Source organism: Pseudomonas luteola NBRC 103146, from assembly GCF_002091675.1.
In the GTDB taxonomy this organism is placed as follows: domain Bacteria; phylum Pseudomonadota; class Gammaproteobacteria; order Pseudomonadales; family Pseudomonadaceae; genus Chryseomonas; species Chryseomonas luteola.
Genome location: NZ_BDAE01000039.1, coordinates 1 through 24813, shown reverse-complemented (window position 1 = coordinate 24813; position 24813 = coordinate 1). Strand labels below are relative to the sequence as shown.

The window sequence follows — 24813 nt, the reverse complement described above, 5'->3', positions numbered from 1 at the left end:
GGGTGGTCTTTTTTGTGGACATGATGGATGTCTCTTATCTATGGGATAGGCCGGGTCACAGGCAAAAGCGACCCCATCGGCACGTGTCAGCACGCGTGCCATGAGGTCTCCATTAGGTATCAGCGCTGCTTGAAGCGGTCGATTACAACGGCCAGCAGCAGAATCGTTCCACGGATGACGTATTGGTAGAACGTGTCGATATTTTTGAGGTTCATGGCGTTCTCGATCACTGCCAGGATCAGCACGCCAGCAATGACGTGACGAATCATGCCGATACCACCGGCCAACGACACCCCTCCCAACACACATGCCGAGATCACGGTCAGCTCGAACCCCTGCCCTATCATCGGCTGGCCGGAGGTCATACGCGACGCCAGAACCACGCCCGCTAACGCACCGATCACACCCTGCATGGCAAAGATGATGATCTTGGTACGATCAACGTGTACACCCGCCAGCAAGGCGGCTTCTTCGTTACCACCGATAGCCAGCGTGTTGCGTCCGAACGTGGTGTAGTTGAGGAGCCAGCCAAAGAACAGGATGCATACCAGTGTGATCAGAATCGGCACCGGAACACCAAACATCTGACCATTACCAAAGATAAAGAACTTCTCTTCCATTACGCCTACGGCCTTGCCGTTGGAAAAGATGTAACCCAGTCCGCGCACAATCTGCATGGTCGCCAAGGTTGTGATCAAGGCATTGATCTTGAGTTTGGCAATGACCAGCCCATTGATGAGTCCTACGCACAACCCCATTGCCAGTGCAGCGGTTACCCCTAGCGCCACGCTATTGAATTCGCGCATTACTACCGCTGCGACGACGCCCGCACAGGCAATGACCGAGCCTACAGACAGGTCAAAATGCCCAGATGCCAGACAGAACAACATGGTGCAGGCGACGATCCCCGTTGTGGAGATTGCCAGCCCTAGCCCTCGCATGTTGAGCGGCGAAAGAAAGTTATCGATAAACAAGGTACAGAGAACAAAGATCGCCAGGGCCGCCAGCATCATCGCCCAGTCATCAATAAAACGGCGAGTATCAAAGCTACGGCGCGGTGCCGCCAAGGCGTTGTTTTGCGTGGACATGGAACACCTCAATTGTTTTTGTATTTCGAAGCCTTCAAGGCAACGCAGGCTTGTTACATATCAGGCGCGTGTACGGGGCAATGCGAGCTCCAGCAAACGCTCTTCGGTCGCCTCGGCACGTGCCAGCTCACCCGTTACAGCTCCTTCACTCATGACCATGATGCGGTCCGCACCCCCCATGACTTCCATGAGATCGCTCGACACCACAATCACTGCAATGCCTTTAGCCGCCAGCGAGTGAATGATCTGGTAGATTTCGGATTTCGCACCGATATCGATACCGCGTGTAGGTTCGTCCAGCAGCAACACCTTCATGGGCATGGACAGCCAGCGCCCCAGGATGGCCTTCTGCTGGTTACCGCCCGAAAGGTTTTTGATCTTCTGATAAGGCGTAGGTGTTTTTACATTCAATGCGCGGATCTGCTTTTCAGCGTTTTCCTTTTCCCAGCGGCTTTGAAGCAGGCAGCTCCAGGTTGCATGCCGCGGACGTGCGCTGATATTGATGTTTTCAGCCACGCTGCCCAGCGGAACGATGCCTTCTTTCTTGCGATCCTCGGGACAGAGCAGAATGCCAGCAGCGATGGCATCACGCGGGTTGCGAAGCGTCAGCGCCTCGCCCTTGAGCTTGATCACGCCCGCACTGTGCCGTTCAAGACCTGATAGCAGGCGGAGCAACTCGGTACGCCCTGCTCCAACCAGCCCGAAGAGCCCAAGGATTTCACCCTGGCAAACCTCAAAGCTGACTGGCTGCTGCAGACCACGCCCCATCAGGCCGGATACGTTCAAACAACCTTCGCCCTTTTCACGGGGACGATAGTCATAGATATCGTCCAGACTACGTCCTACCATGCAGGTGATCAGCTGATCCGGCGTGGTTTCACTCATGCGCTCGAATGTGCGCACATGACGTCCATCCTTGAAGATCGTGACGGCATCGCAGATATGGAAGACTTCTTCCATTCGGTGCGAAACATAAAGAATGACTTTTCCCTCATCGCGCAAACGCGCAATGATTGCCATCAGCCGCTCGGTTTCACGGGCAGACAGGCTGCTGGTGGGCTCATCGAATGCAATTACATGGGCGCCACGAGACAAGGACTTGGCAATTTCCACCAACTGCCGTTGTCCTAGGGACAGACGCCCGACGCGCGTATTCGGATCGATTTCCTCCGCTAGGCCTTTCAGCAATTGCAGAGCCTGTTGACGAAGACGCCCACGGTTAACAATGCCGTAGCGGGCCGGCAAGTGACCTAGAAACAGGTTCTCAGCAACAGTCATTTCCGGAACGAGTTGAAGTTCCTGGTGAATCACGGCTACGCCATTACGGATACTGTCCGCCGTGTTCTTGAAGACCATGTCACGATCACCAATGCGCAGATGACCGCTACTGGGCTGGTAATAGCCACCCAGAATCTTGAGCAATGTTGACTTGCCTGCACCGTTTTCCCCCATCAGGGCATGTACGGAGCCGGGGCGAGCCGTGAAGTTGATGTCGGACAGCGCCTTAACGCCAGGAAACGTCTTACCAATGCCCTGGAACGCAAGGCTTTCGCCCTGCACCGACTGCTGTAATGCTTCCATATCACCTCCTAAAGCGACGCCATAGAGGCGTCGCAAGGTTGCAAGGAGTCCGTCAGGCGGACCGGATAATGCAGGAGACGGTTATTTCCAGAGCCCGATCTTTTCGAGTTCCTGTTGGAAGTTTTCGCGTGTGATCAGCGTAACCTTGTCCATGGCGGTGTACTTGGGCGGCTCTTTACCGGTAGTCACCCATTCGTACATCATGGTGGCGGTCTGATAGCCCTCTTCGTGTGGGCTGGGAAGCATCGAGCCGAAGAATCCGCTGTTGGGCTTTTTCAACTCACCGATAGCATCTGTACCATTGATGCCGATTCCGATCACGTTTTCAGCACTAAAACCGGCACTTTCAGTCGCCCTCACACCACCCAGCACTGTGTTGTCATTCATACCACCTACGATCAGGTGCTTGGCGCTACCCGGTAGCTTGACGAGTGCGGAGCTGGTGGCATCCATGCTGCCGGGGACATCCAGCGTCTTTTGCGGCGCATAAATGATGTGGTCCTCTGGCAGACCGGCGTCACGCAACGCCTTTACAGAGCCGTCGGTACGCTGCTTTCCGGTATCCAGCTCATTGAAGGTGTTGATGACCGCGTAGGTTTCATCCCACTTCCAGTTGCGCTTCTTGGCTTCAGCGGCCATTGCCTCGCCCTGTTGACGCCCTACATCAAAGGCGGCCATGCCCAGGTAAGGCACGTCTTCCATGAACTTTCCGTCGGAGCCGACAAAGCGATCATCCACGGCCATGACTTTCAAGCCATTGATCTTGGACTTGGCCACGATGGCTGGGCCGAGGGAAACATCAGGCGGACAAATAACAAAGCCTTTAGCACCGTTAGCCGCCAGGCTATCGATAGCGGAAAGCGTTTTTTCACCATCAGGTACAGCAATCTTGAGGAGGGTAAAGCCTTTGTCTTTCGCAGCTTTTTCTGCAAAAGCCCATTCGGTTTGGAACCAAGGCTCTTCAGGTTGCTTGACGAGAAAACCGATCTTTACTTCTTCGGCATGGGCGACCGAAGCCGCAGATAACGAAAGGCCCAGCGCACCAGCTGCCAAGGCAGATTTCACCAGGGAAGAAATCCCACGGCCACGAAACATAGCTACCTCCTTATTTTTATTGAATAGCTAGCGTGTACTGCATCAAATTGTGCTGACACCTGACTGATGTAATAAGACAGGCCAGGCGAAACAGTCATATCATAATATGATTGGACTCGATCGACTGCAACTCTTCCTTGAGCAATCGAAAAAAGAGAAGCGCTGGATCACAAATCGAGTCGCTTAACGTCAACCCATGAAGCGATGGCACGGCATCCCGGCCACATCCACACGCGCATAAAGCACAGAACCATCCAGAGGCTGATCACCTGCCGCACTCGTGACATAGAGCGTCTTGAGGTCGTGTCCGCCAAACACACAACTGGTGGGCCGGGACACCGGTAGCTCTATAATCGTGTCGACGCAACCGTCTGGAGCAAATCGAATCAGACAGTGGCCATCCCAGCGCGCATTCCAGACATATCCCTGCGAATCCATGGCAGACCCATCCGGATGACCACGCTCATGGGCCTGCGCCCAAACTGTTCTTTCGCCAAGCCCCTTGGCACCAATAGTATGACGGTAGATCACGCTTTCCAGCGTATCGGCGGTGTAAACGCAATCCCCCTCTGTACTCCAGAGTAGCGTGTTGGCAATGCCGATATCGCTGGCCAGACGAGTGACCTTCGCATCAGGACCGATATGAAACAATCCACCTGAACGACGGGTGATCGGCAGGTCTTCGCCCTGCTCGCCTATATTGTTCTGCATGCTGCCCAACCACAGATTCCCTGCCGCGTCGCAGCGCGCCTCATTGGCGCGGTTCCCTTCAATAGGATCCGGTACGCAGAACAGTGAAAGTGAAGGTGCATGCGGTGGTGATTCCAGGTCCAGGCGGTGAACACCACTGACCATGGTCAGCAACGCATCTCCGCGTATCGTGGGAATAAAGGCCGAAACAGGCTCGGTCACCTGCCATTCAGAGTAATGCCCCCCCTCCAGTCGACAGGCTTTCTTACCCACGATATCCACCCAGTACAACGCCTGGGTGGGCTCATCCCAAAAAGGACCTTCCGCTAATTTAAATCGATGGGATATAACCGGTTGCCACTCCATAAAGCATCCTTATTTGTAGTTATGAATGCACAGCTCACGCTAACTACTAGCCTGAGCATATTTAGAAATCGTGACAGCAGCCTTGTCGATCAACGTCATGCACGCCCAAACGCCCCGAGAGGAATCTCGCGCAGCAATGGCATCCGCCAGCTCCTTGTGCAAGGGCAGCGTTCGTTGCAACTCTGAAGGATCGACAGACGAAATCTGAAAGGAAACGGCAAGCAAGGCGCCTAGCGCGGGCACCATTTGCTCGATGAACTGGTTGTGACTGGCCGCCAGGACGCACTCATGGAAGTGCTGGTCGGCACTGTTGTAATTTCCACCTGAAAGCGAAGCTTCCAACGCTGTATAGGCTGCCTGGACGCGCCTGATCTGCTCAGGTGTTGCACGCTCGCAAGCCCAGCGCACAGCCACTGGCTCAATAGCACGCCGTAAATCAAGCAGATCCTTGACGAAATTCTCGGGCAAACCGCCACGACTCAACCATGCCACCACCTGGGGATCGAAGAGATTCCACCGATTTAGGGGTAATACACGGCTTCCCACCTTGGGGCCCACCTCGATCATCCCCTTGGCGACCAGTGTCTTGATGGCCTCCCGCACGACCGTTCGACTGACACCCAACTCCTCACCAAGATCCGCCTCGACTTTCAGCGCATCCCCAGGCTTGAATTGCCCGGAAGCGATCAAGCTACCCAGTTTATCTACGGCTGATGCGTGAAAATTATTCGACATTCAGACCTCGCCCTCGCCTGCTCTGACCTACAAGCATCTTAACGACTGTTGAAGGCCGTTGCTCGATCAGCGCAAAGACGTATTGTTATTGATAGAAAGCGCTCTAATCATCATATGATTAGACAAGGCAACTGAAAAGAAAAATAAGGAGGGCGGTTATTGCGCACAGCTGTGCAGCTGCCAATCAGCCGCACAGATGCTAGAGAAAACTATCAGACGTTAAGACGGAACCACACCCCGCCCCATTGCTCTGCTTCGCATTTAGCTTCCTGCTCGTTGTTGAACTCCGAAATGATTCCTCCATGTGCATAAACCACAGCCCATGCCTCCTGCACAGTTTTCTGAATGATAGATACGAATGAAACAGGCTCTTCTGGGGATACTGATGTCTGGATGCTTTCCATTTTTTGCTCATCCTTTGAATTTTATTATTGCAGCCCTTTCCTCATCCTTTTGTAGAAAGGACTACTGGATGCACGCTGAACAATATTCTTTGACAAGCAGGTCAGAACAACACATACAGACAAGCGCTGCAGTACAACTAGGACCTACGTCACGCTGTAGAAATGAAATACGTTAATTAATTCAATCTTAAGCGTGAAAAATTGTGACAGACAGACGAGCGGTAGCAAAGTGCCTTCATGGCAAAAGACTATTGCTAAACGCGAGAATATCTGCCCGTAAAAGCAGCAAATTCGAGAAGTTGATTAGAGAGTCAAGCTGAACGCTTTAAGAATGGAGGTGGCCCTACCAGCCACACCCCGGCACACGATGTCACCGCTACGGCTGCTTCCTTCCGGACCTGACCGGGTTCACGGCTGATCGTTGCGGGGGGACCGGCAGGACCACCATAACGAACGTCACCAACAGGTGAGGCGCATCATTCTACTCACTTGAGCAGAAGTTACAAGCTTTTCAGTCATTTAGCGGATAATTAATAAGATGGCGCCTTCTGGATGGAGGGCGCCGTCTTATTTTCAGCTCACCTCGAAGCTGGCCAGACGATCAAGCAGAGCCTGCTCATCCAGTACCGTAACACCTAGCTCGGTTGCCTTGGTCAGCTTTGATCCAGCGCCCGGACCTGCTACGACACATGTGGTTTTGGCAGATACCGATCCGGAAACCTTAGCGCCAAGCGCCTCGAGCTTTTCCTTGGCTACATCTCGACTCATCGCCTCTAGCGTTCCTGTCAGCACCCACGTCTGACCTGCTAGCGGCAACCCTTCCACTTGTGTCCTTTCGCTTTCCCAATGCATGCCAAATTCGCGCAGCTGTACCTCAATCATTCGCGCGCGCTCTGCATGTTCAGCCTGACTGAAGAAATCGCGCACGGCATTCTTGGCTCTTTCGTTCAAGCCCTTCATGGCGCTCAGATCCAGCCAGTCGGCAGTAATCAACGCTTCCAGCGTCTTGAAGTGACCGGCGAGATTTTTAGCGCCGGTTGCCGCTACATAAGGAATACCCAGCTTCTCGATGAAATCGGCAAACGTGGCGTAGCCAGCGAACTCAGGATGAAGCTCACCCTCCTCCTGAACCTGCACGCCATTACGCAACAAATCACCAATGACATTCTGGTTGTGCTCTTCCTCGAAGAAGTTATGGATCTCGTACGCGACCTCATAACCAATATCGGGTAAGTAGATCAGCACTTCCGGCAAGGCCCGCTGAATACGCTCCAGACTCCCGAACGTACGTGCCAGCAGCTTGGCAGTTTCCTCGCCGACATCGGGGATGCCCAAGGCAAAAATGAAACGTGCCAGCACAGGCGCTCGGCTGTTCGCGATAGCGCTGAGCAGGTTTCTGGTCGAGATTTCCGCAAACCCCTCCAGCTGGATGACCTGCTCAAAGGTCAACGCATACAGATCAGCCGGTGACTTGACCATACCCCGGTCTACCAGCTGCTCAATAATCTTGTCGCCCAGCCCATCGATTTCCATCGCACGGCGTGACGCAAAATGAATGATGGACTGCTTGAGCTGCGCCTGACAGACCAGGCGACCTACGCAGCGATAGACAGCGCCCACGCTGACCGATTCTCGTCCCTTGCCTCGCTTGACGAGCTGTGTCCGTTCCACTTCCGAGCCACAGACGGGACAATGGGTCGGCACCGCCACAGGCCGCGCATCTGCTGGACGACGCTCAAGCACCACCTGCATGACCTGAGGAATAACATCGCCTGCACGGCGGATGATGACAGTATCGCCAATCATCACGCCCAGCCTTTCGACCTCATCCATATTGTGCAGGGTTGCATTGGTGACCGTAACGCCGCCCACTTGAACCGGCTTGAGACGAGCAACAGGCGTGATGGCGCCCGTACGGCCCACCTGAAACTCGACGTTGGTAAGCTCCGTCAGCTCCTCACGGGCTGGAAACTTGTGGGCAATTGCCCAGCGCGGCTCTCTGGCCCGGAAGCCCAGCTCCTTTTGCCAGTCGATACGGTTAACCTTGAAGACGACGCCATCGATTTCATAAGCGAGCCCATCACGTCGCTCGCCAATATCATGGTAGTAATCACGGCACGCCTGAGCACCTTTGGCCAGCTTCAGCTCCTTGCTGATTGGAATGCCCCACTTGCGAACCGACTGCAAGATCTCGTATTGAGTAGTTGGCAGCGTTCCGCCCTCTACCCGCCCGTAGCCGTAACAGCAGAATTCGAGCGGGCGCTTGGCAGTAATACTGGAGTCGAGCTGGCGCAAACTGCCTGCGGCGGCATTACGTGGGTTCGCAAAGGTCTTTCCACCAGCCTCCATGGCGCGCTCATTCAAGGCTTCGAAACCGGCCTTGGACATAAAGACTTCGCCCCGCACCTCGAGCACCTCCGGCCAACCACTGCCTTGAAGCTTGAGCGGGACGTTGCGGATAGTACGTACGTTGGCGGTGATGTCCTCGCCTGTCGTGCCGTCACCACGGGTCGCCCCGCGAACAAGCACGCCCCGCTCATACAGCAGGCTTACCGCCAGACCGTCGAGCTTGGGCTCACAGGTGTATTCAATTTCTGCCGTCTGGCTGAAAAGATTGTTACCGTTATGACTGCCAAGCTCATCAGCCAGTCCGTCCCGTACGCGGCGATCAAATTCGAGCAAATCCTTTTCTTCAAAGGCATTCCCCAAACTTAGCATGGGGACTTCATGGCGAATCGTCCCGAAAGCCGACAGGGCGGAGCCACTTACCCGCTGCGTGGGAGAGTCAGGCGTAATCAGCTCAGGGTGCTCGGCCTCAAGCGCCTTGAGCTCACGAAACAGCCGATCGTATTCGGCATCCGGAACACTGGGTTCATCCAGAACATAGTAACGGTAATTATGCGCATCGATTTCGCTGCGCAAAGAAGCGATCCGCTCGGCGGCATCTTGGGCTTGGGTCATGCTGTTCTCTCTCTAGCACCAAGGCTGGACGTCATGTCCAGCAACAGGCAGAAACAAAAAGAGCAGCATAAGCTGCTCTTTAATCGACTCTGAAATCGGCTCAGCGTTTCTGAGTCAGGCTCTTGCGTTCGAAGTCGATAATACGCTGGCGGTAGTGCTCGATGGTCTGTGCCGTCATGACGCTACGCTGCTCGTCCTTCAATTCGCCGTTAAGCTCGGAGGCCAGCTTGCGAGCGGCTGCCACCATCACTTCAAACGCCTGCTTGGGATGCCGTGGGCCAGGCAGACCTAAAAAGAAACTTACAGCCGGCGTGCGGAAGCTATCGATGTTATCCAGATCGAACGTACCTGGCCGTACGGCATTGGCCATAGAGAAAAGCACTTCGCCGTTGCCGGACATACTCTCGTGGCGATGGAAGATATCCATGTCACCAAAGCGCAGACCACTTTCCAGAATATTCTGCAACAGAGCCGGACCGCGAAAGCCGTTTTCATCACGTGAAATCACGTTGATGACCAACACCTCTTCTACGGGCGGCAGCTCCTTGCGATCTTTGCGCGGCTCTTCCATCGCAGACAGGTCCGGCTCGGCATCGACGATGTCCTTGCGGGCCTTGCCTTTGCTACGAGCCGGTGCCTCATCGTCATCCGCCAGGGCACTGAACTGGGGCTCGGCGCCACCCAGCTCCAGCTCTTCCGCAACAGGCTCTTCGCGGCGCTTGCGAGCAACACGACTTGGGCGAGGCGCTTCTTCCTCGCTATCAAAAGACGGCTCCTTATGTTCGACCACACGAGACGGCCCTAGTAGTTCTGAACTACCGCCCTCATCGGACTGGCCGGAGAGATTGTTGTCCAGGCGAAACTTGAGTTTCCCTTTCCCGCTCATCCGTCGCCAGCCATCGAAAAGTATGCCGGCGATTACGATAATGCCGATGATGATCAGCCATTCGCGCAGACCGATATCCATGTAAGACGCATACCTCTGTCAAAAATCAACTTCGCGCTCGCCATTTGCCCATGCATAGCAAAATGCCAAACGCCCAAAAACGGGCATAAACTAGCACGCCCGCCACCAACTTTACACCGTCTGTCGTATCAAGCTTCAGCCAAAGCAACAGCTTCTTCGACATCGACGGCCACCAAACGCGAACAGCCCGGTTCGTGCATCGTCACGCCCATCAGCTGATCGGCCATTTCCATGGCGATCTTGTTGTGTGTGATATAGATGAACTGCACTTTTTCGGACATTTCCTTCACCAGCCGCGCGTAGCGGCCAACGTTGGCATCGTCCAGAGGCGCATCCACTTCGTCAAGCATGCAGAATGGCGCTGGATTGAGCTGAAAAATCGCAAAAACCAACGCGATTGCCGTCAATGCCTTCTCACCACCCGACAAAAGATGAATCGTGCTGTTCTTCTTGCCCGGCGGACGCGCCATGATCGCAACCCCGGTATCGAGTAAATCTTCTCCCGTAAGTTCCAGATAGGCGTGTCCGCCGCCAAAAACTTTTGGAAACAGGGCCTGAAGGCCATTATTGATCTGATCGAATGTTTCCTTGAAACGATTGCGCGTTTCACGGTCGATCTTGCGAATCACGTTTTCGAGCGTTTCCAAGGCCTCAACAAGATCATCGTTTTGCGCATCCAGATAGCGCTTGCGCTCGGATTGCTGCTGGTACTCCTCGATGGCTGCCAGGTTAATGGCACCCAGGCGTTGAATACGCGCATTCAGCGCCTCCAACTGGGTCTCCCATGCCGATTCAGTGGCATCCTCAGGCAATGTAGCCACTACGGTCTGCAGGTCATACCCCTCTTCATGCAGCTGCTCCTGAAGGGTTTTACGGCGCACGGACAGCCCCTGCCACTCAAGCCGCTGCTGCTCCACCTGACTGCGCACCACCTGCGCCTGCTGCTCGGCCTGGGTACGGCGGCGCTCGGACTCACGCAGCTCACGATCCGCCTCCTCCAGAGCCATGCGCGCGCCTCGCAGCTCCTCATCGACGCTCATGCGGCGCTCAAGCAGCTCTTCGAGTTTCAACCTGAGCTCCTCAATTGGCGCGGAGCCTTCCTCAAGGTTGAGGCTGAGCTGTTCACGCCGCTCGTCGAGCCGAGCCGCCTGGAGCAGCAGACGCTCCAGTGCCTGCTGAGTAGAGTCATGCTGGGCTTTGAGCGACCCCAGCCTTACAGCCAGCTGATGAGCCTGCTCCTTATGCTGCCTCGCCTCCTGACGAGCCCGATCCAGCCGCTCGCGTAGCGTCTCGCGCTGAGCGATCAACAGGTCGCGGCGCTCGGTATCGGCAGCCATGGCATCCAATGCATCCTGAAGGCTCAGTCGTGCCTCACCAATCTGCTCGGTCTCGATAGCGCGTTGCTCTGCCATTTCAACCCGCTCTTCTTCAAGCCGCTTTCGGCGCAGTCCAAGCTGCTCGGCCTTGGCCTGCCGTGCCGACAGCTGAGCCCTGACTTCACCCTGGCGGCGGCTCTCCTCCTGAGATCGACGGCGGACCGTTTCGCGGTTGCGCTCTAGCTCTGCCAACTGCTCCTGCGCCTGCTCAAACGCCTTCTGCCCCTCACTCAACCGGTGTTCCAGCTGAGTACGCTCAGCGTGTAAACACTCAAGCTCCTGGCCGCGCGCCAGCACACCGCTTTCCGCCTCGCTGGAGCGCTGTATTCGCAAAAAGTGACGGGATACCCAATACCCGTCTCGACTGACAAGGCTCTGCCCATCAGCAAGCCTCTGCCGCTGCGCCAGTGCGTCCTCAAGGGTCTCCACTGGAAATACATTGCCCAGCCAGGGCGACAGATCATGTAGGGCTTCGACTTTATCCAACAAGCTCCCTGGCGTTGCAGGCGCTACATGCCCAGGTGTTACCAGGCGCAGCTCGCCCTGCTCGAATGCAGCCAGGTCGAGACCGGAGAGATCATCCAGGCAAACCGCCTGCAAATCAGCGCCCAACACCGTTTCAACGGCTCTCTCCCAGCCTGACTCAACCCGAACACCCTCGGCCAGGCGGCTACGCTCATGCAGATCATGCAGACGCATCCAGTCATCCGCCCCTTTTCCGGGATCGAGCGCAGCCTGCTGCAAGGCCTCCAGCGAGACAATACGACCTTCCAGACGCTGCAGCTCACCTTGCGCTGTGGTCTGTTGGGTGGTTACAGCCTGAAGCTGCTCTCGACTGATAGCCAGCTGCTCGTTGGCCTCTATTTCTTCCTGGACGAGGTCCTCAAGAATCAACTCGATTCCAGCTAGCTCTTCGCTGAGCTCGAGCAACGCTGCGTCTTCAGGATCCGCTGCCAGTTGCGTCAGCTCATCACGCAGTCGTCGCTCGCGCTCCATGAGCCGTTCCAGGCTTTGTTCCAAGTGACGGATACGGGACTGTTGAACATCAGCCTCACGCTGAGGCGCTGCACTGTGCTGGTTGAAACTGTCCCATTGCTGCTGCCACGCTTGCATGGCCTGCTCGGATGCCTCCAGCGTCAGGGCAGATTCTTCAGCAGAAGCTGCGCTCATTTCCTGCTCGGGCTCCAGTATGGCCAGCTCTTCGGCTAAGGTAGCAAGAAGCGCCTGGTCATTACCCAAATGTGCGGCGGTTTCTTCCCGAGAGCGCTCGGCTTCACGCAGATCATCCTGCAGCTGACGCAAGCGCTGCTGGCCGTGCTGAATGCTCTGCTCGATCCGCGCAATGTCTCCACCAACCGAATAAAAGCGCCCCTGCACCTGATTGAACCGCTCGGACAAATCATGATGGCTGTCTCGCAGCCGCTCAATGCTGGCATCAGCGCTGCGCTGCTCAGCAACCAACGCTTCGAGCGCTACCTCCTGGTTGCCAATGACGCGCTCACGCTGCTGCACCAGCTCATCCAGATCGCGCCAACGAAGTGCTCCCAGCTGGGCACGAAGCTGGCGCTCTTCCGCCTTGTACTCCTGATATTTCTCGGCAGCCTGCGCCTGTCGGTGCAACCGTTCGAGCTGCCGTTCAAGCTCTTCACGCAGGTCCGTCAGGCGTGCCAGGTTTTCCTGGGTACGGCGAATACGGCTTTCCGTTTCACGACGGCGCTCCTTGTACTTGGAGATTCCCGCTGCTTCTTCGATGTAATTGCGCAAATCCTCTGGACGAGCCTCGATCAGCTTGGAAATCATCCCCTGCTCGATGATCGAATAACTGCGCGGGCCAAGCCCTGTGCCCAAAAAGATATCAGTGATGTCGCGACGACGGCATTTGGTACCGTTGAGAAAATAGGTATTCTGCCCGTCCCGAGTTACCCGTCGGCGAATGGAAATTTCCGCATAGCTGGCATACTCACCGACTAGGGAGTTGTCCGAATTATCGAAAATCAGCTCGATTGAAGCCTGGGTAACCGGTTTGCGGCTGTTCGAGCCGTTGAAGATGACATCGGTCATCGACTCGCCGCGCAAGTTCTTTGCCGAGCTTTCGCCCATGACCCAGCGCACGGCGTCGATGATATTCGATTTGCCGCATCCGTTCGGCCCTACGACTGCCGACATATTGCTGGGGAAATTAACGGTTGTCGGGTCTACAAATGATTTGAAGCCCGCCAACTTGATGGATTTTAGCCGCATGCGCCCTTCCTTCGCGTGCCTTCATTACCGGCATGGCGAGAAGACACAAGGGTGCGATTTTAACATTAGAAGGAGTCTATGCCATGGCCGACGCTCAGCGCCTGCGCCGACGTCTGGAGATCATCATCTTCCACTCCAACACCGCTCCGGGACGTTGGTTCGACGAAGCCCTCCTGTTTACCATCCTAGCCAGCCTGGTGGTGGTCATGCTTGATAGCGTGGCGGAGATCCATGCTAAATATGACGAAATATTGTCCCTGTGTGAATGGGCGTTTACCGTCCTGTTCACCATCGAATACCTGCTAAGGCTATACAGCGCACGAAAACCTGCGAAGTATGCCTTCAGCTTTTTCGGCATCGTGGACTTGCTGGCGATACTGCCCAGCTTTATTGCGCTCTTTGTGCCTAGCGCTCAATACCTGCTGGTGATCCGTATCCTGCGCCTGCTCAGGATATTCAGGATTCTAAAGCTGCGTCAGTACCTGAATCAGGCCAACTTTCTGGTGACGGCATTAAGAGGTAGTCGGCAAAAGATCATTGTCTTCCTGCTCAGTGTTCTGACGATGGTGACGCTATTCGGCTCACTGATGTACGTAGTGGAAGGACCGGAAAATGGCTACACCAGCATTCCCAAAAGTATCTATTGGGCAATCGTGACGCTGACAACGGTAGGATTTGGCGACATGGTCCCGCAAACTGCTCTAGGTCAAGCCATCGCCAGCATCGTCATGATCAGTGGCTACTCGATCATTGCAGTACCCACCGGTATCTTTACCGCTGAGCTATCCAATGCCATTCGAGGCGAGAACAGTATCCACAAGCCGTGCGGGGCGTGTGGCAAGGAACTCCACGAAGCACAGGCCTCGTTTTGCAGCCGCTGTGGAAACTCGCTTTATAAACGAACGGTAATACCGGAATAATGTGGCCTTTCCAGAGCAGGACGCTCTGATAACAACCGATAAGAGACATCACCATGATAAAAAAGCTCTTCGCTCCGCTACTGGCGGCCAGCCTGCTCCTGGGAGGTGCTGCGAATGCAGCGCCCCTGCTGAACGTTTCCTATGACGTGATGCGAGACTTCTACAAGGAATACAACCCGGCTTTCCAAAAGCACTGGAAAGAGACCCATGACCAGAATATAACCATTCAGATGTCTCATGGTGGCTCCAGCAAACAGGCCCGCGCCGTCATTGATGGCCTACCTGCGGATGTCATCACCATGAACCAGGCCACCGACATTAACGCCCTGGCCGACAATGGCGGGCTGATCCCCAAGAACTGGGCCGAGCGCCTACCGAATAACAGCGCTCCATTCACCTCCGCTACCGTCTTTATCGTTCGCAAAGGCAACCCAAAGGGCATCAAGGACTGGCCTGACCTGGTCAAAGAGGGTACGGAAGTCATCATTCCAAACCCCAAAGTCACAGGTAACGGACGTTACTCCTACCTGTCCGCCTGGGGATACGTTTTGAAAACCGGAGGCGACGAGGCCAAGGCCAAAGCCTTTGTGGGCGAGCTGTTCAAGCATGTTCCAGTTCTGGATACAGGCGGTCGCGCTGCTACCACGACCTTCATGCAAAATCAGATTGGCGATGTGCTGCTGACCTTTGAAAACGAGGCCGAAATGATTGCGCGCGAATTTGGTCGCGGTAACTTCGAGGTGATCTATCCCAGCGTATCGGCTGAAGCCGAGCCACCCGTCACGGTGGTCGACAAGGTCGTTGACAAGAAAGGCTCACGCGAAGTGGCTGAGGGATATCTCAAGTATCTCTGGTCGGAAGAAGGTCAGAGTATCGCAGCCGACAACTATCTGCGTCCACGCAATGTAGAGATTCTGGCGCAGTATCAGGACCGCTTCCCGAAAGTGGACTTCTTCTCAGTCGAGCAATTGTTTGGTGACTGGCGGACCGTACAGAAAACACACTTTGCCGATGGCGGCGTCTTTGACCAGATCTATACCCCGCACTAACTAACAGGCGGCATAAAAAGGCGGCTCGTAGCCGCCTTATTTTTCGCAAAACCCTATCAGTAATAGGCGTTTTCGCGATTGCTATGATCGGTTACGTCACGAACGCCTTTCAGGTCCGGGATACGCTCGATCAAGGTACGCTCAACACCATCCTTGAGCGTCAGGTCAACCTGACCGCAGCCCTGGCAGCCGCCACCAAAACGCAACACGGCAACCCCGTCTTCTACCACCTCAACCAGACTCACCATACCGCCGTGGCTGGCCAGACCGGGATTGATTTCAGTCTGCAGGTAATAATTGATGCGCTCGCTGATCGGGCTGTCTTCGCTTATCATCGGCACCTTGGCGTTGGGCGCCTTGATGGTCAGCTGACCACCCATGCGATCCTGGGCATAGTCGACGATGGCATCTTCCAGAAAGGGCTCGCTGATCGCATCGATCCAGGCGGTAAAGTCCTTCAGACCAAACGACGTATCTTCCGGCTTCTGCTCGCCCGGCTTGCAGTAGGCAATACAGGTCTCGGCGTACTGGGTTCCCGGCTGCGTAATGAAAATGCGAATGCCGATACCGGGAGTGTTTTGCTTTTCAAGCAGGCCAGCCAGGTAATCCTGGGCGGCTTCAGTAATGGTGATAGCGCTCATTTCTACTCCTCGCTTACCTGGGCGCAGTGTACGCCAGAGCGGCCTACGGTTAAAGACTTACTAGTTTAGTAGGATAAATGGCACCTGTGCTTGATTCTTTCAAGCCCGACCCGCCGATAAATCTTGGACAAAACTTTTACCAGACGTGGGAATCACATCTGGACAGGCCCCGACAGAGGGCCATCCCAGATGGACCGTGAAGCCTAAGAGGAATGCCCCATGCTGACCAACCAACCCTTTCTGACCGATATCGAAACCATTCGCCAACGAGCCCGCCAACACATTGAAGACGGCCCCATCACCGAGGGCTATAGCGCCGATCGCGAAACTGTTATCAAGCTCCTTAACGACTCACTTGCGACCGAGATCGTATGCACGCTGCGCTACAAGCGTCACTACTTCATGGCTACCGGTATCAAGGCTAGCGTTGCGGCTGCCGAATTTCAGGAGCATGCCGACCAGGAACAGGAGCACGCCGATCGTCTGGCCGAGCGTATCGTGCAGCTGGGCGGCGAGCCTGATTTCAACCCTGAGGGTCTGCTCACCCGCTCCCATGCCCAATATGCTGAAGGTCACGACCTGCGTGACATGATTAAGGAAGACCTGATTGCCGAGCGCATAGCCATCGATACCTATCGCGAGATCGTGCAGTACATCGGTGATAAAGATCCAACCACACGGCGCATCTTTGAAGACATCCTAGCCCAGGAAGAAGAACACGCCGATGACATGGCTGGCTTGCTGCAAGGCCTGGATTGATCAGCACCGCACATCAAAAGCCCGCTTGAAACAGCGGGCTTTTTTATCGCCTACTCATGCGCCCGAATAGACCGTAACCTGATTGCGGCCATTATGCTTGGACTGGTAGAGCGCCTGATCGGCATGCTCCAGTAATACCTCATGGCTCTCTACCGGCAGGCTCAGGTCGGCAATGCCGAGGCTGATCGTAAAGGTAATCTGCTTACCTTCGTGCTCCACCTTCAGTTGCTCAGCCTGCTGGCGCAAGCGTTCTGCAAATATCTGGGCGCCACTGGATGGCGTATCCGGCATCAGAATGACGAACTCCTCACCGCCATAGCGCCCCGCCCTGTCGGTTGCCCGAATATGGCCGTTAATCAGGTTAGCCAGAGCCTGGATGACCTTGTCGCCTCCCGGATGACCGTAGGTGTCGTTGATCTTCTTGAAATGATCGATATCAAGAATCACCAGCCCGACATTGCAGCGGTAGCGCAAATGACGCGCGAATTCATGCTTCAGGCATTCATCCCAGAAGCCACGATTGAACAGTCCGGTCAGCCGGTCGGTTCGTGACAACTGCTCCAGCTGACCATTGACCGACTGCAGCTGACGCGTGTTGGTCGCAACCCGTGTCACATCATAGATAATGATACCGATGTAACCCACTCCGCCTCGCGTGTCACGCAGCGGCAGAATAGTGACATTCTGGTACATGTAATCTTCCAGCCCTGTAATAGGCTGATAGTTCTTGAACTTGACCAGATAAGGCCGCTGCTCCCAGATGGTGAACATCGGCGTGCCCAGCATGGCCACACCTTCGACCTTGTAACGGAACCAGTCCTCGTCCATCTCTGGGAAAAGCGAGAATAGTAGCTTGCCCTGTGCATCACTCGGGACGATTCCCGAATGGTTTTCCATGAAACTGTTCCAGACTTCCACTTCATACTTGCGATTGATCACCAGCACACCGACATCGATGTGCTGCACGATATCCAGCATCCAGTGAAGATCGTCGAGTTCGATCGCCATGTATCAATCCATCATGTAATTGATTTTATTAGTAAGCCGCTTGACCGAGTCTTCGGTAAACAGCAGCAGCAAATCAAAATGTATGTCATGCCCTTCGAGGCTATAGCTCACCTCGACAGCCAGGGTCTTCTTCCAGCGCTGGCGATTGACCTGAATCAGATTCTCAAGCGCCGTGTGTTGCCCCAGGATCATCGGGTGCCCCTGCGAGAAGCGCACATCGATCTGCTCCGACAAACCACTCAGGCATGCCCCAATCAGGATGCTGGCCAAGTCGAGCAGCATCTCCATCTGATCATTGTTTTGCGTGCTGCCACTGCGGAGCAGCGTTACCATGTCCTTGACTTCCGAATCATGGAAAATCAGCAAGGCCTCGCCCGCAATGCCATTACCGATAAACCCCTGACAGACCGCTGTGACACGGCTGCCGCGCTGCACATCGGCCAGCGCCATATGCAGCTCGCCTACCTCAAGGATGTTGACGTTGGGAATCGGAAGCTGCACGAAGACGTTGAGCACCTTGGCCAACAACGCTGCCGCGCGACCAATGGATACGTTGACCACTTCGCGGAAGGCATCACGAAAGCTGACATCAGGATCGGGACGATCCTCCATGACGGCTTCCTTGTTGGGTGCAAATCCAAGCAAGCCATGCTGAAGCAGCAGTGCCTTGAGCTGCTCAGCGTCGGCTGGCTTTTTCAGAAACGCCAGTGCACCCAACTCCAGCACACGCCGTATGGCCTCTTCCTGAACGTCGCCAGAAACCACGATCACGTTGCACGTGATGTTTTCAGCCCGCATCGCCTCCAGCGTCTGATAGCCATCCATGACCGGCATGGTCAGGTCCAGTAACATGACCTGAACCTTGCCCTGACGCAGCACATTGAGCGCCTCACTCCCATTGGTCGCCTGTGTAATGTCCACAGACCACTCGGGAGGCAAGGCACGAATCAGCTGCTTTCGTGCCATGGCAGAATCATCACAAACCAGTAGCGGAGTCGCAGTCACAATCGATACTCGTTAAAAATGGAAGCGTTATTACTTGAAGATAGCTCATATATCAGATGACCAAAGCAGTCTTCGTGCCATCTGACAGCTTTGCTATCATCCCTTTTTTGTCGCTGTAATCTGGATACCTGCCCATGATCGATCGCGCCGCACGCTTCTCCGCCCTGCAAACCGCACTCAAGGAGCGCATCCTTACTCTGGACGGCGGTATGGGTACTATGATCCAGAGCTACAGACTAGAGGAGGCCGATTACCGGGGCGAACGCTTCGCTGACTGGCCCAGTGATGTCAAAGGCAACAACGACCTCCTGCTTCTGACTCGTCCAGATGTCATTCAAGCGATCGAAAAAGCCTATTTGGATGCAGGCGCCGATATCCTCGAAACCAACACGTTCAACGCCACGCGCGTTTCCCAAGCCGACTACGGTATGGAAGCGCTGGTGTATGAGCTAAACGTGGAAGGTGCACGGCTGGCGCGTCAAGTTGCTGACGCAAAGACAGCCGAAACGCCAGATAAACCACGGTTTGTTGCCGGCGTGCTTGGCCCAACCAGCCGCACTTGCTCCATCTCGCCAGACGTAAACAACCCCGGCTACCGGAATGTGACATTTGACGAACTGGTGGACAACTACACCGAGGCCACGCGCGGCCTGATCGAAGGTGGCGCGGACCTGATTCTGATCGAAACAATCTTCGACACCTTGAACGCCAAGGCGGCGATCTTTGCAGTACAGGGCGTATTCGAGGAAGTCGGCTTTGAATTGCCGATCATGATCTCCGGTACGATCACCGATGCCTCCGGCCGCACGTTGTCCGGCCAGACCACTGAGGCCTTCTGGAACTCGGTCCACCATGCGAAGCCCATCTCGGTCGGCCTCAACTGCGCGCTGGGTGCAAAAGAGCTGCGCCCCTATATAGAGGAATTGTCTGCCAAGGCCGAAACCCACGTTTCAGCCCACCCGAACGCTGGTTTGCCTAACGCCTTCGGTGAATACGATGAAACGCCTGCACAAATGGCTGAGGTGGTTGAAGAGTTTGCGGCCAGTGGCTTTTTGAATATCGTAGGCGGTTGCTGCGGCACCACGCCCGGCCATATCCAGGCGATTGCCGAGGCGGTAGCCAAATACCCGCCGCGCGCCCTACCAGAGATCCCGCGTGCTTGCCGCCTGTCCGGCCTTGAGCCATTCACCATTGATCGCACGTCCCTCTTCGTAAACGTAGGCGAGCGAACCAACATTACCGGTTCCGCCAAGTTTGCCCGTCTGATTCGCGAAGAGAACTATGCCGAGGCACTGGACGTAGCCCGCCAACAGGTAGAGGCCGGCGCCCAGGTCATCGATATCAACATGGACGAAGGCATGTTGGACTCGAAAGCGGCCATGGTCACTTTCCTGAACCTGATTGCCTCTGAACCGGACATCTCCCGTGTGCCGATCATGATTGACTCCTCCAAGTGGGATGTCATCGAGGCCGGTCTTAAGTGCATCCAGGGCAAGGGCATCGTCAACTCCATTTCCATGAAGGAGGGTGTCGACGCGTTCATCCACCACGCCAAGCTTTGCAAGCGTTACGGTGCGGCTGTGGTCGTCATGGCCTTCGATGAAGCGGGCCAGGCCGATACCGAAGCGCGCAAGAATGAAATCTGTGCCCGTTCCTATGACATTCTGGTCAACCAGGTAGGCTTCCCGCCGGAAGACATCATTTTCGACCCGAACATCTTTGCGGTCGCAACCGGCATCGAAGAGCACAACAACTACGCGGTGGATTTCATCAACGCGTGTGCCTTCATCCGAGACAACCTGCCCTACGCCCTCTCCTCCGGCGGCGTCTCTAACGTGTCCTTCTCGTTCCGCGGCAACAACCCGGTGCGTGAGGCCATCCACTCTGTCTTTCTGTATTACGCCATCAAGAACGGCCTGACGATGGGTATCGTCAACGCCGGTCAGCTGGAAATCTATGACGAGATTCCCAAGGAACTGCGTGATCGAGTCGAAGACGTTGTGCTTAACCGCACCCCCAATGGCACCGAAGCGCTACTGGCCATTGCCGACAAGTACAAGGGTGACGGCTCCGTCAAGGAAGTCGAAACAGAAGAATGGCGCAGCTACCCAGTAGACAAGCGTCTTGAGCATGCACTGGTCAAAGGCATCACGACCTTTATCGTTGAAGATACTGAAGAAGCCCGCCAGCAATGTACCCGCCCTATCGAGGTTATCGAAGGCCCGTTGATGTCCGGCATGAACGTCGTTGGTGACCTGTTCGGCTCCGGCAAAATGTTCCTGCCTCAGGTAGTCAAGTCCGCTCGCGTGATGAAGCAGGCTGTGGCTCATTTGATCCCCTTCATCGAAGCGGAAAAAGGTGACAAGCCCGAGGCCAAGGGCAAGATCCTCATGGCGACAGTAAAAGGCGACGTTCACGACATTGGCAAGAACATCGTGGGCGTGGTGCTGGGCTGTAACGGCTACGACATTGTTGACCTGGGCGTGATGGTGCCGGCAGAAAAAATCCTGCAAACCGCCATCGAGCAGAAGTGCGACATCATTGGCCTCTCCGGCCTGATTACGCCATCGCTGGACGAAATGGTCCACGTCGCCAAGGAAATGCAGCGTCAAGGCTTCAAACTCCCGCTGATGATTGGCGGTGCTACGACGTCCAAAGCCCATACGGCCGTCAAGATCGAGCCGCAGTACAAGAATGACGCCGTGGTCTATGTGACCGACGCGTCCCGTGCCGTGGGTGTAGCCACCCAGCTGCTCTCCAAGGAACTCAAGGCAGGCTTCGTCGAGAAAACCCGTACCGAATACGCTGAAGTGCGTGAGCGCACGGCCAACCGCAGCGCACGTATTGAGCGCCTGAGTTATGAGAAGGCCGTCGCCAACAAGCCGCAGTTCAACTGGCTGGGCTATCAGGCACCTAAACCCAGCTTTACCGGCGTCAAAGTGTTGGATGATATCGACCTGTCCGTACTGGCCGAGTACATCGACTGGACGCCCTTCTTTATTTCCTGGGACTTGGCAGGTAAATACCCCCGCATCCTGACCGACGAAGTAGTGGGCGAAGCCGCCACTGCCCTGTTCAACGACGCCCAGGCAATGCTGAAAAAGCTGATCGACGAAAAGCTCATCAAGGCGCGTGCTGTATTCGGCTTCTGGCCGGCCAATCAGATACGCAATGATGACCTGGAGGTCTACAGCGACTCCGGTGAAACTCTGGCAACGCTGCATCACCTGCGTCAGCAGACCATCAAGCCGGACGGCAAGCCCAACTTCTCCCTAGCCGACTTCGTGGCGCCCAAGGAAAGCGGCGTAACCGACTACATGGGCGGTTTTATTACTACTGCCGGTATCGGTGCTGAGGAGCTGGCAAAGAGCTACGAAGCCAAGGGTGACGATTACAACGCCATCATGGTCAAGGCACTGGCCGACCGTTTGGCCGAAGCCTGTGCCGAGTGGCTCCATGAGCGTGTGCGTAAGGAACATTGGGGTTACGCCAGTGACGAGCAACTCTCTAACGAGGAACTCATTAAAGAGCGCTACAAAGGCATCCGCCCTGCCCCCGGCTACCCGGCTTGCCCGGACCACACCGAAAAAGCCACGCTCTTCGCCCTGCTCGACCCAGAAGCACAGTTCAACCAGGCGGGCCGCAGCGGTGTATTCCTGACCGAACACTACGCCATGTTCCCCGCCGCAGCTGTGAGCGGCTGGTACTTCGCCCATCCGGAAGCGCAATACTTTGCCGTTGGCAAGATCGACAAGGATCAGGTGGAAAGCTACACGCAGCGTAAAGGCCAGGATCTCGCCGTCACCGAACGTTGGCTAGCCCCCAACCTGGGCTACGATAATTAACTAACCTGTAGGGTGGGTTACGCCGCTGGCTGGCCCACCTCTTCTCTCTTCAGATTCTACGTACCTGCCCATGACCACCGAAACGCCCTACCTGCTCGACCAACTCGAACTCGCCGACATGCTCGAAATCGACGGGCTCCATGCGGCCAACTTTACCTTGAACGATGATCTTCTCGACCAAGCCGATGCTGCCGCCGAAGCCGGTGAGTCTTTTGAAAGCGAAGAGATCGTCCTGACCATCGAGGCACTGGACGGACGTGAACGCAAGCGCTGGCAGTTCAGCTACAACAGCGCAATGGAGGCCGAGCACAACACGACGACAAACAGCTGGCTGATCGAGAACCATCGTCTCGTCTGTTTTGAAGCCATTGGTGCCGACTCGGAAGACGAGTAAAAAGCCGCTTAACCCCGATCCAATGGACTCAAGACGGCCAGCCCACCGCGATTAAGCACGTGGGTGTAGATCATGGTGGTTTTCACATCAGCGTGGCCCAGCAGCTCCTGCACCGTCCAAATATCCTGGCCACTCTCCAGCAGATGCGTGGCAAAGCTGTGGCGCAACGTATGGGGCGTAGCCAGCTTAACAATGCCTGCCACCTGAACAGCGCGTTTGAAGCCACGCTGAAGCCTTTGCTCATTGAAGTGATGACGTCTGAGGGCGCCACTGCGGGGATCAATCGATAAGCCAGAAGCCGGAAACACGTATTGCCAGCCCCACTCCCACGGTACTTTAGGATATTTGCGCGCCAGGGCATCAGGCAGATACACATCACCGCGCCCTTGTGCCACCTCATGCTGATGAAGATGTTTCACATGAGAAAGTTGCGCCTTGAGCGGCTCAATTAAGCGCATAGGTAACACCGTAACCCTGTCCTTCTGGCCTTTTCCGTCACGAATAAGGATTTCTCGCCGACCAAAGTCGATATCTTTAACGCGTAGCCTGACAGCCTCCATCAACCGCATCCCTGTGCCGTACAGCAAGCTTGAGATGAGTCACGGCTCGTCCTTCAGATTCGCCAGAATCTTCTGCACTTCCTCTTTTGATAACACCACAGGTAAACGACTTGGCTTTTTAGCGCGCACAACTTCACCCAGCCAGGGCAAGTCCTGCCGTAATACTTCTTTATAAAGAAACAGAAGCGCAGCCAGTGCCTGATTCTGGGTCGACGCAGCCACATCTTTATTGACAGCCAGATGAGATAAAAACGACTCAACCTCCGGTGCTCCCATTTTGACCGGATGTCGATAACCATGAAAACGAATGAATCGCTTGACCCACTCGCAATAGACGCGCTCCGTTCGGATCGAGTAATGTTTGAGCCTGATTTGCTCTCGCACTTGATCCAGCAGTCGTGGCTTCCCTTCCATGACGTATAACTCCTTTATACCGTCAGTGCCCCTCGGAAACGTCCACCCTAGACAGGAAGAATGAAGATGACAAGGAAGGTTATCCGTCAAACGCGTCCAGCGTGTTATCCGTCACATGACGTCTAATAATAGTTAGCCTAGGATTGTATCCGCTATGAAAAATTGGGTAGCCAATACAAAACTTAATACTCTACTAGACGACGGCTCTCGTAATTTAAATGGCGAGCAAGTCAGGCGGCTCCTAATAGAGTATTGCGAAAGATATCAAGAAATTTATCCTTTTGAGATTTTAGAAAAGCCACTTGCATATTTAACCCAGCACATATATTCAGATAAAAGCTACGAGATAGCTCATACAGAACTAAGCATTGCAGCTACAGAGTATTGCATCAGTCTTAACGAAGTTGCCGAAGCCCTTCTTGAGTTAATTGACACAAAGCATCCTACTATGGCACAGGCAAAGAAAGTCATTAACCATATTTTCGAGGCATACTCCTGCAATGAAAGCCCTGAAGAGTTCATCGAAAGAGAAGACGCATATTTATGCGAAAAGCTATCTTCCATCACGGGCTAACAACTGGTATATGGACTCTCCCCACAAGCAGTGAGGATAGCTTTTTCGATCCTGTCGTCAGCGCGGTTGCATTCGTATATCCGGCCTTTACTGGGCACTGCCCTGGCCATTCTGTAGTTCGCGCAGCAGGGGCCAAGCGT

The 24813-nt window shown here is 55.1% G+C and carries 18 protein-coding genes, 1 other RNA gene and 1 pseudogene; 6 read left to right on the top strand and 14 right to left on the bottom strand.

Features of this window, described 5'->3' with window-relative positions:
• Positions 1-119 precede the first annotated feature (119 nt).
• From araH to smc, 10 genes are all read right to left on the bottom strand, one after another.
• Positions 120-1088 (bottom strand): L-arabinose ABC transporter permease AraH, encoded by a 969-nt coding sequence (araH, locus tag PLU01S_RS23375; RefSeq protein WP_010794805.1) that lies wholly within the window; start codon positions 1086-1088, stop codon positions 120-122.
• Positions 1089-1148: 60 nt separating this feature from the next.
• A complete protein-coding gene (gene araG, locus PLU01S_RS23370) occupies positions 1149-2669 on the bottom strand; it encodes an L-arabinose ABC transporter ATP-binding protein AraG (protein WP_074824046.1) in 1521 nt (506 codons plus the stop codon).
• A gap of 81 nt (positions 2670-2750) precedes the next feature.
• Positions 2751-3764 (bottom strand): substrate-binding domain-containing protein, encoded by a 1014-nt coding sequence (locus PLU01S_RS23365; RefSeq protein ID WP_010794807.1) that lies wholly within the window; start codon positions 3762-3764, stop codon positions 2751-2753.
• 189 nt (positions 3765-3953) lie between these two features.
• Positions 3954-4820: an SMP-30/gluconolactonase/LRE family protein gene (locus tag PLU01S_RS23360; RefSeq protein ID WP_074824043.1), complete on the bottom strand. Its 867-nt coding sequence runs from the start codon at positions 4818-4820 to the stop codon at positions 3954-3956.
• A 39-nt stretch (positions 4821-4859) separates the two neighbouring features.
• Positions 4860-5555 (bottom strand): FadR/GntR family transcriptional regulator, encoded by a 696-nt coding sequence (locus PLU01S_RS23355; protein ID WP_074824040.1) that lies wholly within the window; start codon positions 5553-5555, stop codon positions 4860-4862.
• Between the two features lie 212 nt (positions 5556-5767).
• Positions 5768-5959: a hypothetical protein gene (locus PLU01S_RS23350; protein ID WP_010794811.1), complete on the bottom strand. Its 192-nt coding sequence runs from the start codon at positions 5957-5959 to the stop codon at positions 5768-5770.
• Positions 5960-6300: 341 nt separating this feature from the next.
• Positions 6301-6397, bottom strand: an RNA gene (gene ffs, locus PLU01S_RS23345) — signal recognition particle sRNA small type.
• A 135-nt stretch (positions 6398-6532) separates the two neighbouring features.
• A complete protein-coding gene (ligA, locus tag PLU01S_RS23340) occupies positions 6533-8920 on the bottom strand; it encodes an NAD-dependent DNA ligase LigA (protein ID WP_074824037.1) in 2388 nt (795 codons plus the stop codon).
• Positions 8921-9020: 100 nt separating this feature from the next.
• Positions 9021-9887, bottom strand: a complete 867-nt coding sequence (gene zipA / locus PLU01S_RS23335) for a cell division protein ZipA (protein WP_074824035.1) — start codon at positions 9885-9887, stop codon at positions 9021-9023.
• Between the two features lie 128 nt (positions 9888-10015).
• Positions 10016-13504: a chromosome segregation protein SMC gene (gene smc, locus PLU01S_RS23330; protein WP_074824032.1), complete on the bottom strand. Its 3489-nt coding sequence runs from the start codon at positions 13502-13504 to the stop codon at positions 10016-10018.
• Between the two features lie 83 nt (positions 13505-13587).
• On the opposite strand from smc, the gene PLU01S_RS23325 reads away from it, so the two are divergent.
• The gene (locus PLU01S_RS23325) at positions 13588-14424 is read left to right on the top strand and encodes an ion transporter (protein ID WP_010794815.1); all 837 of its coding nucleotides are present in this window, start codon (positions 13588-13590) and stop codon (positions 14422-14424) included.
• A 56-nt stretch (positions 14425-14480) separates the two neighbouring features.
• Positions 14481-15473, top strand: coding sequence for a sulfate ABC transporter substrate-binding protein (locus tag PLU01S_RS23320; protein WP_074824400.1), 993 nt, complete (start codon positions 14481-14483; stop codon positions 15471-15473).
• A 56-nt stretch (positions 15474-15529) separates the two neighbouring features.
• Here the strand turns inward: PLU01S_RS23320 and nfuA are convergent, their stop codons facing one another.
• On the bottom strand, positions 15530-16114 hold the full coding sequence (gene nfuA / locus PLU01S_RS23315) for a Fe-S biogenesis protein NfuA (protein ID WP_010794817.1): 585 nt from the start codon (positions 16112-16114) through the stop codon (positions 15530-15532).
• 219 nt (positions 16115-16333) lie between these two features.
• Between nfuA and PLU01S_RS23310 the strand changes: the two genes are divergently transcribed.
• Positions 16334-16873, top strand: a complete 540-nt coding sequence (locus PLU01S_RS23310; RefSeq protein WP_019363835.1) for a ferritin-like domain-containing protein — start codon at positions 16334-16336, stop codon at positions 16871-16873.
• Between the two features lie 54 nt (positions 16874-16927).
• On the opposite strand, the gene PLU01S_RS23305 is transcribed toward PLU01S_RS23310, so the two are convergent.
• Both PLU01S_RS23305 and PLU01S_RS23300 read right to left on the bottom strand, forming a co-directional pair.
• On the bottom strand, positions 16928-17881 hold the full coding sequence (locus tag PLU01S_RS23305) for a GGDEF domain-containing protein (protein WP_074824029.1): 954 nt from the start codon (positions 17879-17881) through the stop codon (positions 16928-16930).
• 3 nt (positions 17882-17884) lie between these two features.
• Positions 17885-18847, bottom strand: a complete 963-nt coding sequence (locus tag PLU01S_RS23300) for a response regulator (RefSeq protein ID WP_037029572.1) — start codon at positions 18845-18847, stop codon at positions 17885-17887.
• A 173-nt stretch (positions 18848-19020) separates the two neighbouring features.
• On the opposite strand from PLU01S_RS23300, the gene metH reads away from it, so the two are divergent.
• The gene (metH, locus tag PLU01S_RS23295) at positions 19021-22731 is read left to right on the top strand and encodes a methionine synthase (protein ID WP_074824026.1); all 3711 of its coding nucleotides are present in this window, start codon (positions 19021-19023) and stop codon (positions 22729-22731) included.
• 70 nt (positions 22732-22801) lie between these two features.
• Entirely contained in the window at positions 22802-23125 is a 324-nt protein-coding gene (locus tag PLU01S_RS23290; RefSeq protein ID WP_074824024.1) for a DUF5629 family protein, read from the top strand.
• A gap of 8 nt (positions 23126-23133) precedes the next feature.
• On the opposite strand, the pseudogene PLU01S_RS26255 reads toward PLU01S_RS23290, so the two are convergent.
• Positions 23134-24099, bottom strand: a pseudogene (locus tag PLU01S_RS26255) (integron integrase).
• A gap of 154 nt (positions 24100-24253) precedes the next feature.
• On the opposite strand from PLU01S_RS26255, the gene PLU01S_RS23280 reads away from it, so the two are divergent.
• Positions 24254-24673 carry a hypothetical protein gene (locus PLU01S_RS23280; RefSeq protein WP_074824021.1) on the top strand — a complete coding sequence of 140 codons (420 nt, stop codon included), beginning with the start codon at positions 24254-24256 and terminating at the stop codon, positions 24671-24673.
• Positions 24674-24813 lie beyond the last annotated feature (140 nt).

What these genes read in the sequence shown, in the direction of transcription:
- araG (WP_074824046.1), bottom strand. Translation starts at nt 2,669, where the DNA reads ATGGAAGCATTACAGCAGTCGGTGCAGGGCGAAAGCCTTGCGTTCCAG.
- PLU01S_RS23355 (WP_074824040.1), bottom strand. Translation starts at nt 5,555, where the DNA reads ATGTCGAATAATTTTCACGCATCAGCCGTAGATAAACTGGGTAGCTTG.
- PLU01S_RS23290 (WP_074824024.1), top strand. Translation starts at nt 22,802, where the DNA reads ATGACCACCGAAACGCCCTACCTGCTCGACCAACTCGAACTCGCCGAC.
- PLU01S_RS23350 (WP_010794811.1), bottom strand. Translation starts at nt 5,959, where the DNA reads ATGGAAAGCATCCAGACATCAGTATCCCCAGAAGAGCCTGTTTCATTC.
- nfuA (WP_010794817.1), bottom strand. Translation starts at nt 16,114, where the DNA reads ATGAGCGCTATCACCATTACTGAAGCCGCCCAGGATTACCTGGCTGGC.
- smc (WP_074824032.1), bottom strand. Translation starts at nt 13,504, where the DNA reads ATGCGGCTAAAATCCATCAAGTTGGCGGGCTTCAAATCATTTGTAGAC.
- PLU01S_RS23300 (WP_037029572.1), bottom strand. Translation starts at nt 18,847, where the DNA reads ATGGCACGAAAGCAGCTGATTCGTGCCTTGCCTCCCGAGTGGTCTGTG.
- ligA (WP_074824037.1), bottom strand. Translation starts at nt 8,920, where the DNA reads ATGACCCAAGCCCAAGATGCCGCCGAGCGGATCGCTTCTTTGCGCAGC.
- PLU01S_RS23280 (WP_074824021.1), top strand. Translation starts at nt 24,254, where the DNA reads ATGAAAAATTGGGTAGCCAATACAAAACTTAATACTCTACTAGACGAC.
- PLU01S_RS23310 (WP_019363835.1), top strand. Translation starts at nt 16,334, where the DNA reads ATGCTGACCAACCAACCCTTTCTGACCGATATCGAAACCATTCGCCAA.
- PLU01S_RS23365 (WP_010794807.1), bottom strand. Translation starts at nt 3,764, where the DNA reads ATGTTTCGTGGCCGTGGGATTTCTTCCCTGGTGAAATCTGCCTTGGCA.
- zipA (WP_074824035.1), bottom strand. Translation starts at nt 9,887, where the DNA reads ATGGATATCGGTCTGCGCGAATGGCTGATCATCATCGGCATTATCGTA.
- PLU01S_RS23360 (WP_074824043.1), bottom strand. Translation starts at nt 4,820, where the DNA reads ATGGAGTGGCAACCGGTTATATCCCATCGATTTAAATTAGCGGAAGGT.
- araH (WP_010794805.1), bottom strand. Translation starts at nt 1,088, where the DNA reads ATGTCCACGCAAAACAACGCCTTGGCGGCACCGCGCCGTAGCTTTGAT.
- PLU01S_RS23325 (WP_010794815.1), top strand. Translation starts at nt 13,588, where the DNA reads ATGGCCGACGCTCAGCGCCTGCGCCGACGTCTGGAGATCATCATCTTC.
- PLU01S_RS23305 (WP_074824029.1), bottom strand. Translation starts at nt 17,881, where the DNA reads ATGGCGATCGAACTCGACGATCTTCACTGGATGCTGGATATCGTGCAG.
- metH (WP_074824026.1), top strand. Translation starts at nt 19,021, where the DNA reads ATGATCGATCGCGCCGCACGCTTCTCCGCCCTGCAAACCGCACTCAAG.